This window comes from Arcobacter sp. CECT 8985, from assembly GCF_004116495.1.
Lineage (GTDB): Bacteria > Campylobacterota > Campylobacteria > Campylobacterales > Arcobacteraceae > Malaciobacter.
Genome location: NZ_PDKC01000026.1, coordinates 1 through 14,083, shown reverse-complemented (window position 1 = coordinate 14,083; position 14,083 = coordinate 1). Strand labels below are relative to the sequence as shown.

General features: G+C 27.3%; 14 protein-coding genes. 6 read left to right on the top strand and 8 right to left on the bottom strand.

The features are described from left to right. The first annotated feature begins 17 nt into the window (after nt 1-17). The 5 genes from CRU93_RS10755 to CRU93_RS10735 are packed head-to-tail and all read left to right on the top strand — an operon-like array spanning nt 18 to nt 6,209. Entirely contained in the window at nt 18-758 is a 741-nt protein-coding gene (locus CRU93_RS10755; RefSeq protein WP_129104202.1) for a UDP-2,3-diacylglucosamine diphosphatase, read from the top strand. Continuing rightward, on the top strand, nt 755-1,528 hold the full coding sequence (locus CRU93_RS10750) for a patatin-like phospholipase family protein (protein ID WP_258238898.1): 774 nt from the start codon (nt 755-757) through the stop codon (nt 1,526-1,528). Before CRU93_RS10755 ends, CRU93_RS10750 begins: the two co-directional genes overlap by 4 nt. A gap of 23 nt (nt 1,529-1,551) precedes the next feature. Then, nucleotides 1,552-5,100 carry a DNA polymerase III subunit alpha gene (dnaE, locus tag CRU93_RS10745; RefSeq protein WP_129104201.1) on the top strand — a complete coding sequence of 1,183 codons (3,549 nt, stop codon included), beginning with the start codon at nt 1,552-1,554 and terminating at the stop codon, nt 5,098-5,100. After that, nucleotides 5,100-5,888, top strand: a complete 789-nt coding sequence (gene surE / locus CRU93_RS10740) for a 5'/3'-nucleotidase SurE (RefSeq protein ID WP_129104200.1) — start codon at nt 5,100-5,102, stop codon at nt 5,886-5,888. The genes dnaE and surE overlap by 1 nt, the downstream gene beginning before the upstream one ends. A 54-nt stretch (nt 5,889-5,942) precedes the next feature. Continuing rightward, nucleotides 5,943-6,209, top strand: coding sequence for a hypothetical protein (locus CRU93_RS10735; protein ID WP_129104199.1), 267 nt, complete (start codon nt 5,943-5,945; stop codon nt 6,207-6,209). A 5-nt stretch (nt 6,210-6,214) separates the two neighbouring features. Here CRU93_RS10735 and CRU93_RS10730 read toward each other — a convergent pair whose 3' ends face one another. Genes CRU93_RS10730 through moaC form a run of 4 tightly spaced genes read right to left on the bottom strand, consistent with a single transcriptional unit; the run spans nt 6,215 to nt 9,132 of the window. Beyond that, complete coding sequence (locus CRU93_RS10730; RefSeq protein WP_258238897.1) at nt 6,215-7,540, bottom strand: M14 family metallopeptidase; 1,326 nt, start codon at nt 7,538-7,540, stop codon at nt 6,215-6,217. Nucleotides 7,541-7,571: 31 nt separating this feature from the next. Then, nucleotides 7,572-8,372, bottom strand: a complete 801-nt coding sequence (locus CRU93_RS10725; protein WP_129104197.1) for a D-alanyl-D-alanine carboxypeptidase family protein — start codon at nt 8,370-8,372, stop codon at nt 7,572-7,574. An 8-nt stretch (nt 8,373-8,380) separates the two neighbouring features. Continuing rightward, a complete protein-coding gene (locus tag CRU93_RS10720) occupies nt 8,381-8,644 on the bottom strand; it encodes a YbeD family protein (RefSeq protein WP_129104196.1) in 264 nt (87 codons plus the stop codon). 8 nt (nt 8,645-8,652) lie between these two features. Next, the gene (gene moaC, locus CRU93_RS10715) at nt 8,653-9,132 is read right to left on the bottom strand and encodes a cyclic pyranopterin monophosphate synthase MoaC (RefSeq protein ID WP_129104195.1); all 480 of its coding nucleotides are present in this window, start codon (nt 9,130-9,132) and stop codon (nt 8,653-8,655) included. Between the two features lie 114 nt (nt 9,133-9,246). On the opposite strand from moaC, the gene rpsU reads away from it, so the two are divergent. Then, nucleotides 9,247-9,459 (top strand): 30S ribosomal protein S21, encoded by a 213-nt coding sequence (gene rpsU, locus CRU93_RS10710; RefSeq protein WP_129104227.1) that lies wholly within the window; start codon nt 9,247-9,249, stop codon nt 9,457-9,459. A 58-nt stretch (nt 9,460-9,517) separates the two neighbouring features. Here rpsU and CRU93_RS10705 read toward each other — a convergent pair whose 3' ends face one another. The 4 genes from CRU93_RS10705 to CRU93_RS10690 form a co-directional block, all read right to left on the bottom strand. Beyond that, nucleotides 9,518-11,692, bottom strand: a complete 2,175-nt coding sequence (locus tag CRU93_RS10705; RefSeq protein ID WP_129104194.1) for a cation-translocating P-type ATPase — start codon at nt 11,690-11,692, stop codon at nt 9,518-9,520. A 1-nt stretch (nt 11,693) separates the two neighbouring features. Beyond that, nucleotides 11,694-12,050: a helix-turn-helix transcriptional regulator gene (locus CRU93_RS10700; RefSeq protein WP_129104193.1), complete on the bottom strand. Its 357-nt coding sequence runs from the start codon at nt 12,048-12,050 to the stop codon at nt 11,694-11,696. 1 nt (nt 12,051) lies between these two features. Then, a complete protein-coding gene (locus tag CRU93_RS10695; protein ID WP_129104192.1) occupies nt 12,052-12,258 on the bottom strand; it encodes a heavy metal transport/detoxification protein in 207 nt (68 codons plus the stop codon). Nucleotides 12,259-12,358: 100 nt separating this feature from the next. Beyond that, on the bottom strand, nt 12,359-13,792 hold the full coding sequence (locus CRU93_RS10690) for a DASS family sodium-coupled anion symporter (RefSeq protein WP_129104191.1): 1,434 nt from the start codon (nt 13,790-13,792) through the stop codon (nt 12,359-12,361). Nucleotides 13,793-14,083 lie beyond the last annotated feature (291 nt).

Genomic DNA, 14,083 nt, shown 5'->3' with positions numbered 1-14,083 from the left:
TAACTTATAATCTATGCATGAAATACAAAAGCATATTTATCTCAGATATTCACTTAGGAACTCGCTTTTCAAAAGCGAAAGCTTTATTAGAATTTTTAAAAGAAAATCAAAGTGAAAACCTCATCTTAGTAGGCGACATAATTGATGGCTGGGCAATAAAAAGAAAACTTATTTGGCCCCAAACACACTCAGATGTTATTCAAAAGATTCTAAAAAAAGCAAGAAAAGGATGTAACGTAACTTTTATAACAGGGAATCATGATGAATTTTTAAGACCATTTGTACCTCTAATTTTAGGTAATTCATTAACAATAACAAATGAACTTGATTATAATGCTATAAATGGCAAAAAATATTATATAACCCATGGTGATTTTTTTGATTCAATTACTATGACCAAAAAATGGCTTGCAATTTTAGGTGATTATGGTTATGATTTATTATTATATATTAATTCATTTCTAAATTTTATTAGAAAAAGAGTTGGTATCAAAAAATATTGGTCACTTTCAAAATATGTCAAAGATAGTGTTAAATCATCGGTTTCTTTTATTAATGACTATGAAAAAGTTCTATCAACTCATGCAAAAAATAGAGGTTACAATGGTATTATTTGTGGACATATTCATAAAGCTGAAATGAGAAAAATAGATGGTATTGAATATTTAAATTGTGGGGATTGGGTTGAAAATTGCACTGCAATTGCAGAAACATATGAAGGTAAATTTATAATAATTGATTGGTTAGAAAAAGAATGAATAAAATTTCAAAAGATAACTTTGCATTAGCACTAGGTGGAGGTGCAGCAAGGGGAGCTTTTCATCTTGGAGTATTACACTTTTGTGAACAGCACAATATAAATATAAATGCATATAGTGGTTCATCTATTGGAAGTATAATTGCCTCTTCACACGCAAGTGGAGTTAGAGCAAAAGAACAACTTGAAATTTTCACATCAAAAGATTTAAAAAAAATATTCAAATTTAATTACTTTAGAAATGGTTTATTTAGAATTGAACAAACAAGTAAAATTGTTGAAAAATTATTACCTATTAAAAGATTAGAAGAATTAAAAAAGCCTGTTTATATCTGCTCATATGACTTAAGAGAAAAAAAGCTTCACTACTTTGAAAAAGGTGATATTTTACCTTTATGTCTTGCTTCAAGTGCATTAATACCTCTTTTTAGACCCATAAAATATGAAAATATGAGCCTAATAGATGGAGGTTTTTTTGACAATATACCTATAAAACCGCTTGAAAATAAAGATTATGAAATAATAACAATTGATCTACTTCCAAAAAGAGAATTTACAATATCTAAAAAATTTAATCCAATTAAAATTTTTAAAAGAAATTTTTTAAAAACACTATATGAAAACCATTCTTACTCAATAAAATTCTCAAACCATTACCTCACAAGTGCCCATATTAGGAGTTTTTCTCTATTTACTTTTAAACAGCTTGAAGATTGTTTTAATCTTGGTTTTAAAGAGGCTCAAAATCATTTTTTAGATATAATGAAATAAAACTAATAAATAGAGATTTTAACATGTCAGATACTCCAAAATTTACACATTTACATTTACATACAGAATATTCACTACTTGATGGTGCCAATAAAATCAAACCATTAGCAAAAAAAATCAAAGCCCTTGGTATGGATAGCGTTGCTATGACAGATCATGGAAATATGTTTGGCGCTATTGCTTTTTATAATGCAATGAGAGCAGAAGGAATAAAACCAATTATTGGGATGGAAGCATATATTCATAATAGTGAAGAACTTGAGGATAAAACAACAAAACAAAGATATCACTTATGTTTATATGCAAAAAATGATACAGGATATAAAAATCTAATGTTCTTAAGCTCTCAAGCTTATATGCATGGGTTTTATTACTATCCAAGAATAAATAAAAAACTTCTAAGAGAAAATTCTGAAGGATTAGTTTGTAGTGCAGCTTGTCTACAAGGAGAAGTAAACTGGCATTTAAATACTAAAAATGAAAGAAATGTAAGAAATGGTGCAAAAGGTTATGAAAAAGCAAAAGAAATAGCCTTAGAATATAAAGAAATTTTTGGAGATGATTTCTATTTGGAAATAATGAGACATGGAATTGGTGACCAGTTATTCATAGATGACCAAATTCTTAGAATTTCAAAAGAGACAGGAATAAAAGTTGTAGTTACAAATGATACACACTATTTAGAAAAAAAAGATGCTCAACCACATGAAGCATTTATGTGTATTGCAATGAATAAACTTTTTGATGATCCAAATAGATTAAGACACTCAGTTCATGAGTTTTATCTTAAATCTCCTGAACAAATTGCAAAACTATATGCAGATATTCCAGAAGCAATAGAAAATACTCAAGAAATTGTAGAAAAATGTAATTTAGAGATCAAACTTGGTAACCCTACTCCACCAAACTTTAAATTTACAAGACAAAAATTAACAGAGATGAACATTGAAATCCCTGAACCTGAAGAGGAGTACTCACTTCTAAATGACATTAAACTGTTTGAAACTAAGTGTTGGGAAGGACTTGAAAAAAGGCTGGAAATTGTTCCAAAAGAAAAACATGAAGAATATAGACAAAGATTACAAACAGAAATAGATATTATTAATGGAATGAAGTTTCCAGGTTATATGCTAATTGTATGGGACTTTGTTATTGTTGCTAAAAAAATGCAGATTCCAGTAGGACCAGGAAGAGGTTCAGCAGCAGGAAGCTTAGTTGCATATTGTCTATTTATTACAGATCTTGACCCAATGCCTTATGGATTACTTTTTGAGAGATTCCTAAATCCAGAAAGGGTATCAATGCCCGATATTGATATGGATTTCTGTCAAAGTAGAAGGGGTGAAATTATTGACTATGTTATTAAACAATATGGTCGAGCCAATGTTGCACAAATTATTACATTTGGTAAATTACTTGCAAAAGGTGTTATTAGGGATGTTGCTAGAGTTCTTGATATGCCATATTCAAAAGCAGATGCCATGGCCAAACTTATTCCAGATGAACTTGGAATTAATTTAACTGACTCATGGGAAAAAGAACCAAAAATAAAAGAGCTTTGCGAATCAGACCCACAAGCAAAAAGAGTATGGGAATTTGCAATTGCATTAGAAGGATTAAATAGAAATGCAGGTACTCATGCAGCTGGTGTTGTTATTTCTAATGAACCCTTATGGAAAAAGACTCCATTATTCAAACCTTCAGGGATGGAAACACTTGCCACACAATATAATGGTAAATTTGTAGAAGATGTTGACTTAATTAAATTTGACTTTTTAGGTCTTAAAACATTAACAGTAATTGACGAAGCAAATAAACTTGTAGAAAAAAGACACGGAAAAAAAATAGATTTTATTCATGTTGATGAAAATGATAAAGGTGTTTATGACTTAATCCAAACTGGAAATACAATTGGATTATTTCAAATTGAATCAGATGGAATGCAAGATTTATGTAAAAGACTTGCACCTTCAAGTTTTGAAGACCTTATTGCCGTACTTGCTCTTTATAGACCAGGTCCAATGGAATCAGGAATGCTTGATGATTTTATTGATAGAAAACATGGACGAGCTGAAATTAGCTATTTTTATGATGAATTTGATGCTCCATTAAGACCGATTCTTGAAACAACATATGGAGTAATTGTTTATCAAGAACAAGTTATGCAAATTGTTCAAAGTGTTGGTGGATTCTCACTTGGTGGTGCGGATCTTGTTAGACGGGCAATGGGTAAAAAAATTAAAGAAGAGATGGATAGACTAAAAGGTGAATTTGCCCAAGGTGGAGTAAAAAAAGGATTTGTTAAAGAACATTGTGAAGAACTATTTGACTTAATTGTTAAATTTGCCGGTTATGGATTTAATAAATCACACTCAGCTGCTTATGCAATGGTAACTTTTTATACTTCATATTTAAAGTGTTATTACCCTTCTGAGTTTATGGCTGCACTTCTTACGTTAGAAAAAGACAATACAGATAAAGTTGTAAAATATGTAGATGAAGTAAAAAGATTAGGATTTGATCTATTCCCACCAGATATTAATAAATCAGACTTAGTATTCTCAGCTAAAAATATTGATGGAAAAGAAGTAGTTATGTTTGGTATGGGTGCCATCAAAGGTGCAGGAGATGTGGCTATCAAATCAATTTTAAGAGTAAGAAAAGAAGGTGGTGAATTTAAAGACTTAAGTGACTTTATTTCTAGAATTGATGCTAGTAAAGTAAATAAAAGAGTAATAGAATCACTTGTTAAAGCAGGAGCACTTGATTGCTTTGAATATAGTAGAAAAGCACTACTTGAACAAATTGAATTAATAGTTGAAGGTGCTGGAAAAGCAATGCAAGCTAAAAAGTTAGCAACTGGTTCGCTTTTTGGAGATGATGAAGAATTAACAACTGTAACAGTTGAACTTGAACATTTACCTGAATACAGTTCAAAAGAGATTTTGGAATTTGAAAAAAATACTTTAGGATTTTATGTATCTGGTCACCCTCTTGATGAATATAGAGAACAATTAGATGGCATTAGTTATACATTAAGTTCTGAAATTGATGAATTAAGTGATGGAAGTGAAGTTTTATTTGTTGGAAAAGTTGAAACAATAAATGAAAGAATTTCTAAAAAAGGTAATAAATTTGCAATTTTAAATATCATGGATTTACATGGAAATATTGAATTAATGATGTTTGAAGATAAATTAAATGAGTTAAGAAGTGATTTTAAATATGAAGATGAACCACTTGCTTTTAAAGTGAGAATTTCAAAAGATGATCAATTTACAAGAATGAGTCTTAGAAAAATAGAAGATTTAAATGATGCTAAAAAAGATAAACAAAGATTAAAAAGAGTAGAAAAGATAGAACCTCCATTAACTGTTGCAGTACCTTTTTCTAATAGTGAAGAGATAATGTATAAACTTTTTGAAGTTATTGCAAATAACCAAGGAAAAAGAGATTTTAGAATATTAGTAAAATCAAAACTTGGTGATATAGAACTAGATACAGGTTTTAAAGTAGCAAACAATGTAGAATCACTATTAAATACAATAGATGGGGTTTATAAAGTAGAATAATGAAACAAATATTAATTACAAATGACGATGGTTTTGATGCAATAGGAATAAAAGCTTTAATAAAAGCACTCTCTCCTATTGCTAAACTAACTGTAGTTGCACCAGCAAGAAATAAATCAGCATGTGGTCACTCACTTACACTTGATAAACCATTAAGAATGGAAAATGTAAAAGATGATTTTTATAAAATAGATGATGGAAGTCCAACTGATTGTATGTTTATATCTATTCATAATCTATTCAAAGATGGATATAAGCCTGATTTAGTTGTAAGTGGAATAAATATTGGTGCAAATATGGGAGAAGATATAACATATAGTGGTACTGCAGCAGCAGCCATGGAAGCAGTGTTACATGGAATCCCTGCAATCGCTATATCACAAGTGTGTAAAGATAGATGCAATGATATAAAAAATGGTTGGGATTTTGAACTTGCAAAAGATGTTATTGCAAAAATTGCAAAAAAAATATTAAAAGATGAATTTCCTCTTGGAAAAAGAAAGTTTTTAAATATAAATATTCCTCCTGTTAAAAAAATAGATTGCCAAGGTATAAAAATTACAAAAGCTGGCTATAGGGAGTATGGGAATGACACATCAAGACATATAAATCCAAGAGGAGAAGAATATTATTGGATTGGATTACACCCTCTTAGATGGCAAGAAAGTAAAAATAAAGATTGTGACTTTGAAGCAATAAAAGAAAACTATGTATCAATCTCTCCAATAAAACTTGACATGACAGCATATGAAGATATTAATGAATTAAAAGAATGGATAGAAATTTAAAATAAAGCACCATTAATATATAATACCACTTATAAAAATAAAGGATTAAAAGTAATGAATTTTACACAATCAATTACAAATAATATTGATAAACTTGTTGGAACATTAAAATCAGAAGAGCAGTTACAAGAAGTTTTAAAAAGAAAATTTACAAAAAAAGAGTATAAAGTTTACGTTGCTATTGAGTCTGGTGAAACAATTGAGAGTTTAGTACAGACTATGAATGATGATAAAGAAAGAATTGAAGAGCTTTATAAAAATGCTTGTAAAAAATTGAACCAAGAACTATTTAAAAAAGAACTTATTGATTTACAATTCTAAGCTCACTAAATATTAGTTGAGCTTAGTTTTTCATTATTTGTTACTGATAAATTATGATCTCTTATTGGATTATTATTATCAAAGTTAACAATTATCATTCCTGCAAACTTATTACCTTTATAAAATTCGACTCTATAAAGGTTACTACTTTTATCTATAGAAAATCTTCTAATAATTTGTTTTTTTGATACTTTCAATCCAGATTCATTTTCATGTGAATTGTTTACATATCCAATAATATTAACTCTAATGCCTTTCTCTTTTTTTACTAAAAAGTCATTTTTAACATTAACTATTGTACCAATTTTTACTTTTTTTTCAATTCCATCTACTTTTAGATGAACAATTTTTAACTCATTTTCCATATCAAAATAATCAGGGAATAGTTTTGCTAATCTTCTATTTCCATAATGGATACTATATGAATTTGTATTTTTAATTATAACCATCAAAGGATTACTTGGAGTAAAATCAATTTTTCCATCTTTTTTAACAGGGAAATATCCAATGCTATTTCTAATTTCACCTAAAGGTAATTTAATTTTATTATTATAAAAAGATATATAAATATCATTGTCAATTACATCTTTTAAAGTTTTTGGATTTAAATCAAAATTTCTTTCATATTTAATACCCATAGTATCCATATATTTTTCAATTGCTAACAAGTGATAATATGTTCTTTCGTGTAATGGTAAATTTTTACTTGCTTCATTTCCAAATGCAGGCTTACCATGATTTATAGCAAAATAAGTAAGACTTTTTTCCATCTCTTTATCACCCATTTTAGTATGAGTATTTTTTATGTGATATTTATCTCTTTTTCTTATTAGATTCTCATTTACATGTTTGCATACATTAGATGAAATTTCTTCTAAATGTCCATATTTTTTTACATCAATTTTTTTTTGATCAATAATAGAACTTTGTCCCCATCTATAAGAAGCATAAATTCCATTTACTGTCTTTTTTCTAAAAAAACCACTTCCATCATGTAAATTTACTACAAGTTTTACATTATCTTTTAAAATATAACTTTTTATTCTTTCTATTTTTGAGTAATCTGGATCATTTTTAGAAATCTTTGCAAATTTTCTATTCATATCACCAAATGGTCCCCTATTTCTTTTTATTATTGAATAAAAATTTAAATTAGGAATAACCCAAACAGAACCTTTTTTTATTTTATAATGTGTTACAATTAGTGATGCAGCCATAAATCCACCTGGTTCATCACCTTGAATTCCACCAACAATAAGTAGTGTATTATCTTTAGAATTATCTCCTTTTTTGATCAAATCAAAATCTAAATCTTTTATACTAGCATTCAAATTTGTTATAAATAAACAAATTAATAAAAAACTAGATAACCTTAATATGCCAAGGTTCATATCTTACACCATCCTTATTATTGATTGTATATCTCATCTCTATATATTTTAATTTTTTCATTTGATAGAACTCTTCTGTTAAAGCAAATCTTGAAGTAAAATTGTTATATCCAAAACCTTTTTTACCAACATCAAAATCTCCATTTGAGTGATATGTATAAGCAGGAGGAGCTAAAGATTTAGATGCTTTTGTAATATTACCTTCAGTTCTATAAACTTTATCCAAGTATAGTTTCATTTGTTTAACAACACTTCTAACTCCAGAAGTTAAAACCATTGTATCACCTATATCTTTTTTCATTTCATAATATGTTTTTTCTGGTTTACCTTTAAATAAATAGTGACCAGTTCTAGGAATTTTTACAACATCTTTTTTATTTATTGCATCAGTAATTTTTGTTGATACTTTTTTACCATAAAAACCATATTGAGAAGGATTTATATAAAATGTTTTTTCCATAAAATCTATTTCTTCTTTTGAAAACTGCTCAATTTTACTAGCATATTTTGCAGTTTTTAACATATAATCAAAAGAAATAATATTAAAATTTCCATATCCAACATATCGTTGAACTTGTCTAAGTTTTCTTCTTACACTTATAAAATCTTTCATCTCATCATTAGGAATAAAGATATCTTTATGATCTGTGTATTTATCACTATTTGTAATTATAGAATCATTAATTCTACTATGTGCACTAGAAATTGTAGGATATGATAACCCTATAATAGTGACAGTTTTAATTTTATCAAGGAAATCTCTTCTATTCATGGTAGATCTTATACAATCATTTTTATATGTTCATGATCGCTTAAAAGTTTATATAACTCTTTTCTATCATCTTCATTATGAACCAACAGTTCTAATGCATAACTTTTATATTTACCTTTACTACTAGTTTTAGACTCTTTAACACTATGTTCTCTATCATTTAATACATCTTTCATAATATCTTTAATATTTTTATCATGATGACATACTAATTTATAAATCCAATTACAAGGATAATTTAATTTTAAAGTCTCTTTACTTAAATCAATCATATTAAACCTTACATATCTTTTCTGTCAAAAGTTCCAGTTTTACCACCTGATTTGTGTTCAAGTTGAACTTCTGAAATAATCATTGATTTATCAATCGCTTTAACCATATCATAAATAGTTAATAATCCTACACTAACACCTGTTAATGCTTCCATCTCAACACCTGTTTGTCCATTTAATTTTGCAGTAACATATAATTTGAATCCTGGAAGACTAGGAACTTCTTCTATATCACAATTAATTCCACTTAATAATAAAGGATGGCACATTGGAATCAAATCAGAAGTTTTTTTTACGCCTTGAATAGCTGCAATTACTGCTGTTTGTAAAACTGGCCCTTTTTTTGTATTATTTGAAATTATTGCATCAAATGCTTCTTGAGACATAGAAATTGTACCTGAAGCAACTGCTACTCTTGATGTATCGTCTTTTGCTGAAACATCTACCATTTTAGGTCTATTTTTATCATCTAAGTGCGTTAAATTCAATTATTAAGCCTTTTTTTAAATTTTACTATTATATCTTAAATAAATTAAATAGTAATTAAGTTAACTTTAAATATAATGCGAGTTCAAAATTTAAAAAGAAAGTGGGTGATTTTAGTGCCAGGCATTAAAGTTAAAGATAACGAATCATTTGACGAAGCATATAGAAGATTCAAGAAACAATGCGATAGAAATCTTATTGTTACTGAAACTAGAGCTAGAAGATTTTTTGAACCAATGACAGAAGTTAGAAAAAAACAAAAAATTAACGCTAGAAAGAAAATGCTTAAGAGATTATACATGCTTAGAAGATACGAATCTAGACTGTAATATTTCGTTATTCCAAATAAAAAGGGTCAGTTGTTTTCAACTGACCCTTTTTTTATATCTATATTTTTTTAATTTTTAATCTTAATGAATTTAAAACAACCGATACAGAACTAAAACTCATTGCAATTCCTGCATACATTGGTGTTAACATATGCCCTAAAACAGGATAAAATACTCCAGCTGATAAAGGTATCCCTACTGCATTATAAGCAAATGCCCAAAAAAGATTTTGTTTAATTACTTTTATACTCTCTTTTGATAAGTGAATACTTTTATTTATTGAAGACAATTCATTATTTATTAAAATAATATCTCCTGCATCTTTTGTAATATCTGAACCTGAATTTAAAGTAACTCCAATGTCAGCTTGTTTTATTGAAGGAGCATCATTAACTCCATCTCCAACAAACATAACTTTTCCTTGTTTTTGCAGTTTTTGTATAATTTCATATTTTTCAGTTGGAATAACTTCACTATATACTTCTTCAATATTTAATTCATTTGCTATTTTAGAAGCAGTAATTTTATTATCTCCAGTTAATAATATTGGAATAATTCCATCTTTTTTAATATTTTCAATTAACTCTTTTGCTGTATCTTTAAGTCTATCAACTAATGAAAAAGAACCAATTGTTTCGCTATTTAAAGCTACATAAATTGCACCATTTGCTTTTTCTAACTCTTTATTAAAAAACTCTTTATGATTAGATAATATATTTACATTATTTTCATTTAATAGTTTTTCATTTCCAAGTAAAAAGTCATCTTTTCCTATTTTAGCTTTTATTCCTTTTCCTGCAATAATATCAATTTCATCAATAGTTGTATTTTCAAAAGTTTTATTTTCTTTAATAAAATTAACAATTGCTTTTGAAATTGGATGCTCACTCATTGATTCAATTGAAGCAATTTTTTCAAAATATTTAAGTTCAATATCTGTGTTTTCTACGCTTATTTCACCTTTAGTTAAAGTACCTGTTTTATCAAATACAGCATATTTTATATCTTTTATAATCTCTAGTATTTCAGGATTTTTTATTAAAAGTCCCTCTTTAGCTCCTCTACTTACTGAACTTACTATTGCAATAGGAGTTGCAAGGCCAAGTGCACAAGGACAAGATATAATAAGTACACTAATAGAAGTCAAAATTGCATTTTGAATATTACCAAGCATTGCCCAAACTATAAATGTTATAATAGAGATAATTATAACAGTAGGAACAAAAATATTTGCAACTTTATCTGCAAATCTACTAATAGGTATCTGTTTACTTTGTGCTGATTTTAATAAGGTAATAATTTTAGAAAGAGTTGTATCTTGCGATAGTTTTGAAACTTCAACTTTTATAACTCCATTTGTATTTAAAGTACCTGATAAAACTTCATCATTAACTTGTTTGAACACAGGCATTGATTCGCCTGTAATCATAGAAGTATCAATATCTGCTTTACCTTCTACAATTTTACCATCGCTTGGTATTTTCTCACCAGATTTAACTAAAACTATATTTCCAATATTTAATTTTGAAGCTAAAATTGTATCAATTTGCCCATCATTTAAAATAATATTTGCTTCTTGTGGAACTAAATTCATAAGTTTTTTCAAAAAATCACTGGCTTTTTGTTTTGATCTAGCTTCTAAATATCTTCCTAGTAAAACAAATGTAATTATTACAGCTGCCCCATCAAAATATATGAATCTTAAATGTTCAGGAAAAATACTTGGTAAAAAAAGTACAAATGTAGAGTAAAAATATGCAGCACTTGTACCTAGTGCAACTAATACATTCATATCATAGTTTCTATTACTAAGTGATTTGTATGCTAAATTATAAAATCTACCACCACCATAGAACTGAACAATACTTGCTAATACAAATACAATAAATTTTGTATTATCCTCAAAGATATTTGATAAAGAGAAAATAAATATCAATACAGTAAAAAATAAAGAAGAAAAGAATAATTGTTTTAATTTTTCAAAACCTTTTAACTCTTCTTGTTCTAATTTTTTGAAATCCTCTTCAACTTTATATCCCAGTTTTTCAATATTTGCAATTAGTTTATCTTTTGTAAAAAGTTCAGAATCAATCGTAAATTCACCTTCACTTGAAGCAAAGCTTACTTTTGTATCTAAAACTCCTTCTTTTCTTTTTAAAAAATTTTCAATTCCATTAGAGCAATTAACACAAGTCATTCCAGAAATATTTAAATTTATTTTTTCTTTTGACATATTACTCCTTTACATTTTTTAAAATCATATTTAGAAGTTCTTCAATATACTCATTTTTTATGTGATAAAATGACATTTTCTTCTCTTTTCTAAAATCAACAATTCCATATTTTTTTAATATTCTAAATTGATGTGATACATGGGACTGTGAAATTTCAAGTAAATTTGACATCTCTCCAACACATATTTCATAATCTAATAACGCATACAACATTTTTAATCTTGTTGGATCATTTAATGCTTTAAAAATATAAGAAATTTGAATTAAAGATTCATCAGAAGGAAGAACTTCTTTTATTTCAGGAATATGGCTAATTCCCTCACAACATGATTTTATTAACTTTTTTGAATTTGACATATTAATCTTCTATAATTTCAAATCCAAGTTCTTTCATCTCTTTTTTAAAATTTTTTTCTTGTTCATCATTGTTAATTTCAACTGTTACTTCTTTTGGATTTGTATCTAAATTTACTTCAATCTCACCAAAAGTATCCTCTAAAGATGCTTTAATCATATTTGAACAATTTGAACAAGCAATTTTCTCTGATTTAAATGTTTTTTTCATATTACAATCCTTTCATATGATATTTTTATCATATGATGATTGTATCATATTATATTTATACTGTCAAGTAAAAATGATGATTAGCTTTAAAGCTAATCATCTATGAATAAAAACTAAGTAAAGTAATAATAAAGAATGGTCCAGCAACACCTGCTATTAGACCAATAAATAGAAAATCTTTTGATTCCAAATGGCCACTTGCATATGCAATTGCATTTGGAGGAGTTGACACTGGTAAAACCATAGCACATGAAGCAGATAAAGCAATAGTTATTATCATATATGAAACTACACCAGTTCCTAATGTACTTCCTAATGCAATAACCAAAGGAAGCATAATATTTGCAGCTGCAGTATTACTCATAAAATTTGAAATTACTATTACTATAAATGCAAATAAAGATACAATTAAAAATATATTTAGTCCTTCCAAATCAATTTGCATACCAAGCCAATGATCAAGCCCTGTTTTAACAACACCAGAACCTAATGAAAGTCCACCAATAATTAATATAATTACATCCCACCTAATTTGTCTAATATCATTTGTATCAATAATACCAAAAATAGTAAAAATTACAATTGGCAATAGTGATACAACAGGAGTTGGAATATGATGAAATGGACCTGTAAGCCAAAGTAAAATAGTAAATGTAAATACTGCAATTACGAGTAACTTTTTCCAACTAGGAATAGATGGTATTTTATTAAAATCAGTTGTTGTATCATCATAATGTGAAACTTTTTTTAATTTATCTATATTAATTTTCTCTTCTGTTGAAGGATATTTTTTTAAAAGTATAAATCTTAATATAAATACAATAATAATACTAGGAGGAAGAGCAAGCATCATCCACTCTACAAAAGAAGGGGCATTATCTCCTAATATTCCAATTGCAATTGCATTTGGAGGAGTTCCAATAATTGTACCCATCCCACCAATATTTGCAGCAACAACAATACCTAATAAAATAGCTTTTTGAAAAGGGTTATCATCTTTCATATTTTTCAATAATGGTAATAACATTGTCATCATCATTGCTGTAGTAGCAGTATTTGAAATAAACATTGATAAAACAAATGTAATAAGCATTAATCCACTTAATATATTGTGTGGTTTAGAACCAAAATAAAATATTACTTTTTTTGCTAACCATAAATCTAGTTTTGTTTTGGATGCAGCAATTGCAAGAATAAATCCTGATAAAAATAAAAATACTAATGGTGAGGACCATGGTTTTAAATAATACATCCAATCTTTAGAATTACTATCAAAATTAAAATCATGATAACCTAAAAGGAATATTTCCAAAACTATAATAAGAAATGAAACAGCAAATGTTGGTATTGCCTCCGTCATCCACAATAGTGCAGAAAAGCACAAAATAAATAGCATTAAAGATGCCTCTTTAGATAGTCCAACATATTCTGGAACTATTGCAATAAAAAAAGCAATTATAAAAGAAAGAATAAATTTCGAAACAGAATGCTTTATTGAAAATTTAATCTTTTTATTCCTAATCATACCTAACATATATTTCCTTAAAACAAAGTCTATGATTATATAATATAAAACTTATAAAAATGTAATAATTTAATAAATTAATCAAATATTATATAAAAAAGAAATGAAATAAAAAAGACTAAAAAAATAAAAAGTAATGGGAAAAAGAAAAAAGGGGATAAGAAAGTGGTATAAAAAAAAAGCCCATATCAATAACAAGAGAAAAGTTGTTATAGATAAAGGCTTAGTAAAAAGTAAAAACAAAACTCAAGAGCTGGCAGAGACCTACGTTTCCACACCTGAAAGGTGCAGTATTATCAG

What these genes read in the sequence shown, in the direction of transcription:
- CRU93_RS10755 (WP_129104202.1), top strand. Translation starts at nt 18, where the DNA reads ATGAAATACAAAAGCATATTTATCTCAGATATTCACTTAGGAACTCGC.
- CRU93_RS10750 (WP_258238898.1), top strand. Translation starts at nt 755, where the DNA reads ATGAATAAAATTTCAAAAGATAACTTTGCATTAGCACTAGGTGGAGGT.
- dnaE (WP_129104201.1), top strand. Translation starts at nt 1,552, where the DNA reads ATGTCAGATACTCCAAAATTTACACATTTACATTTACATACAGAATAT.
- surE (WP_129104200.1), top strand. Translation starts at nt 5,100, where the DNA reads ATGAAACAAATATTAATTACAAATGACGATGGTTTTGATGCAATAGGA.
- CRU93_RS10735 (WP_129104199.1), top strand. Translation starts at nt 5,943, where the DNA reads ATGAATTTTACACAATCAATTACAAATAATATTGATAAACTTGTTGGA.
- CRU93_RS10725 (WP_129104197.1), bottom strand. Translation starts at nt 8,372, where the DNA reads ATGAATAGAAGAGATTTCCTTGATAAAATTAAAACTGTCACTATTATA.
- CRU93_RS10720 (WP_129104196.1), bottom strand. Translation starts at nt 8,644, where the DNA reads ATGATTGATTTAAGTAAAGAGACTTTAAAATTAAATTATCCTTGTAAT.
- CRU93_RS10705 (WP_129104194.1), bottom strand. Translation starts at nt 11,692, where the DNA reads ATGTCAAAAGAAAAAATAAATTTAAATATTTCTGGAATGACTTGTGTT.
- CRU93_RS10700 (WP_129104193.1), bottom strand. Translation starts at nt 12,050, where the DNA reads ATGTCAAATTCAAAAAAGTTAATAAAATCATGTTGTGAGGGAATTAGC.
- CRU93_RS10695 (WP_129104192.1), bottom strand. Translation starts at nt 12,258, where the DNA reads ATGAAAAAAACATTTAAATCAGAGAAAATTGCTTGTTCAAATTGTTCA.
- CRU93_RS10690 (WP_129104191.1), bottom strand. Translation starts at nt 13,792, where the DNA reads ATGTTAGGTATGATTAGGAATAAAAAGATTAAATTTTCAATAAAGCAT.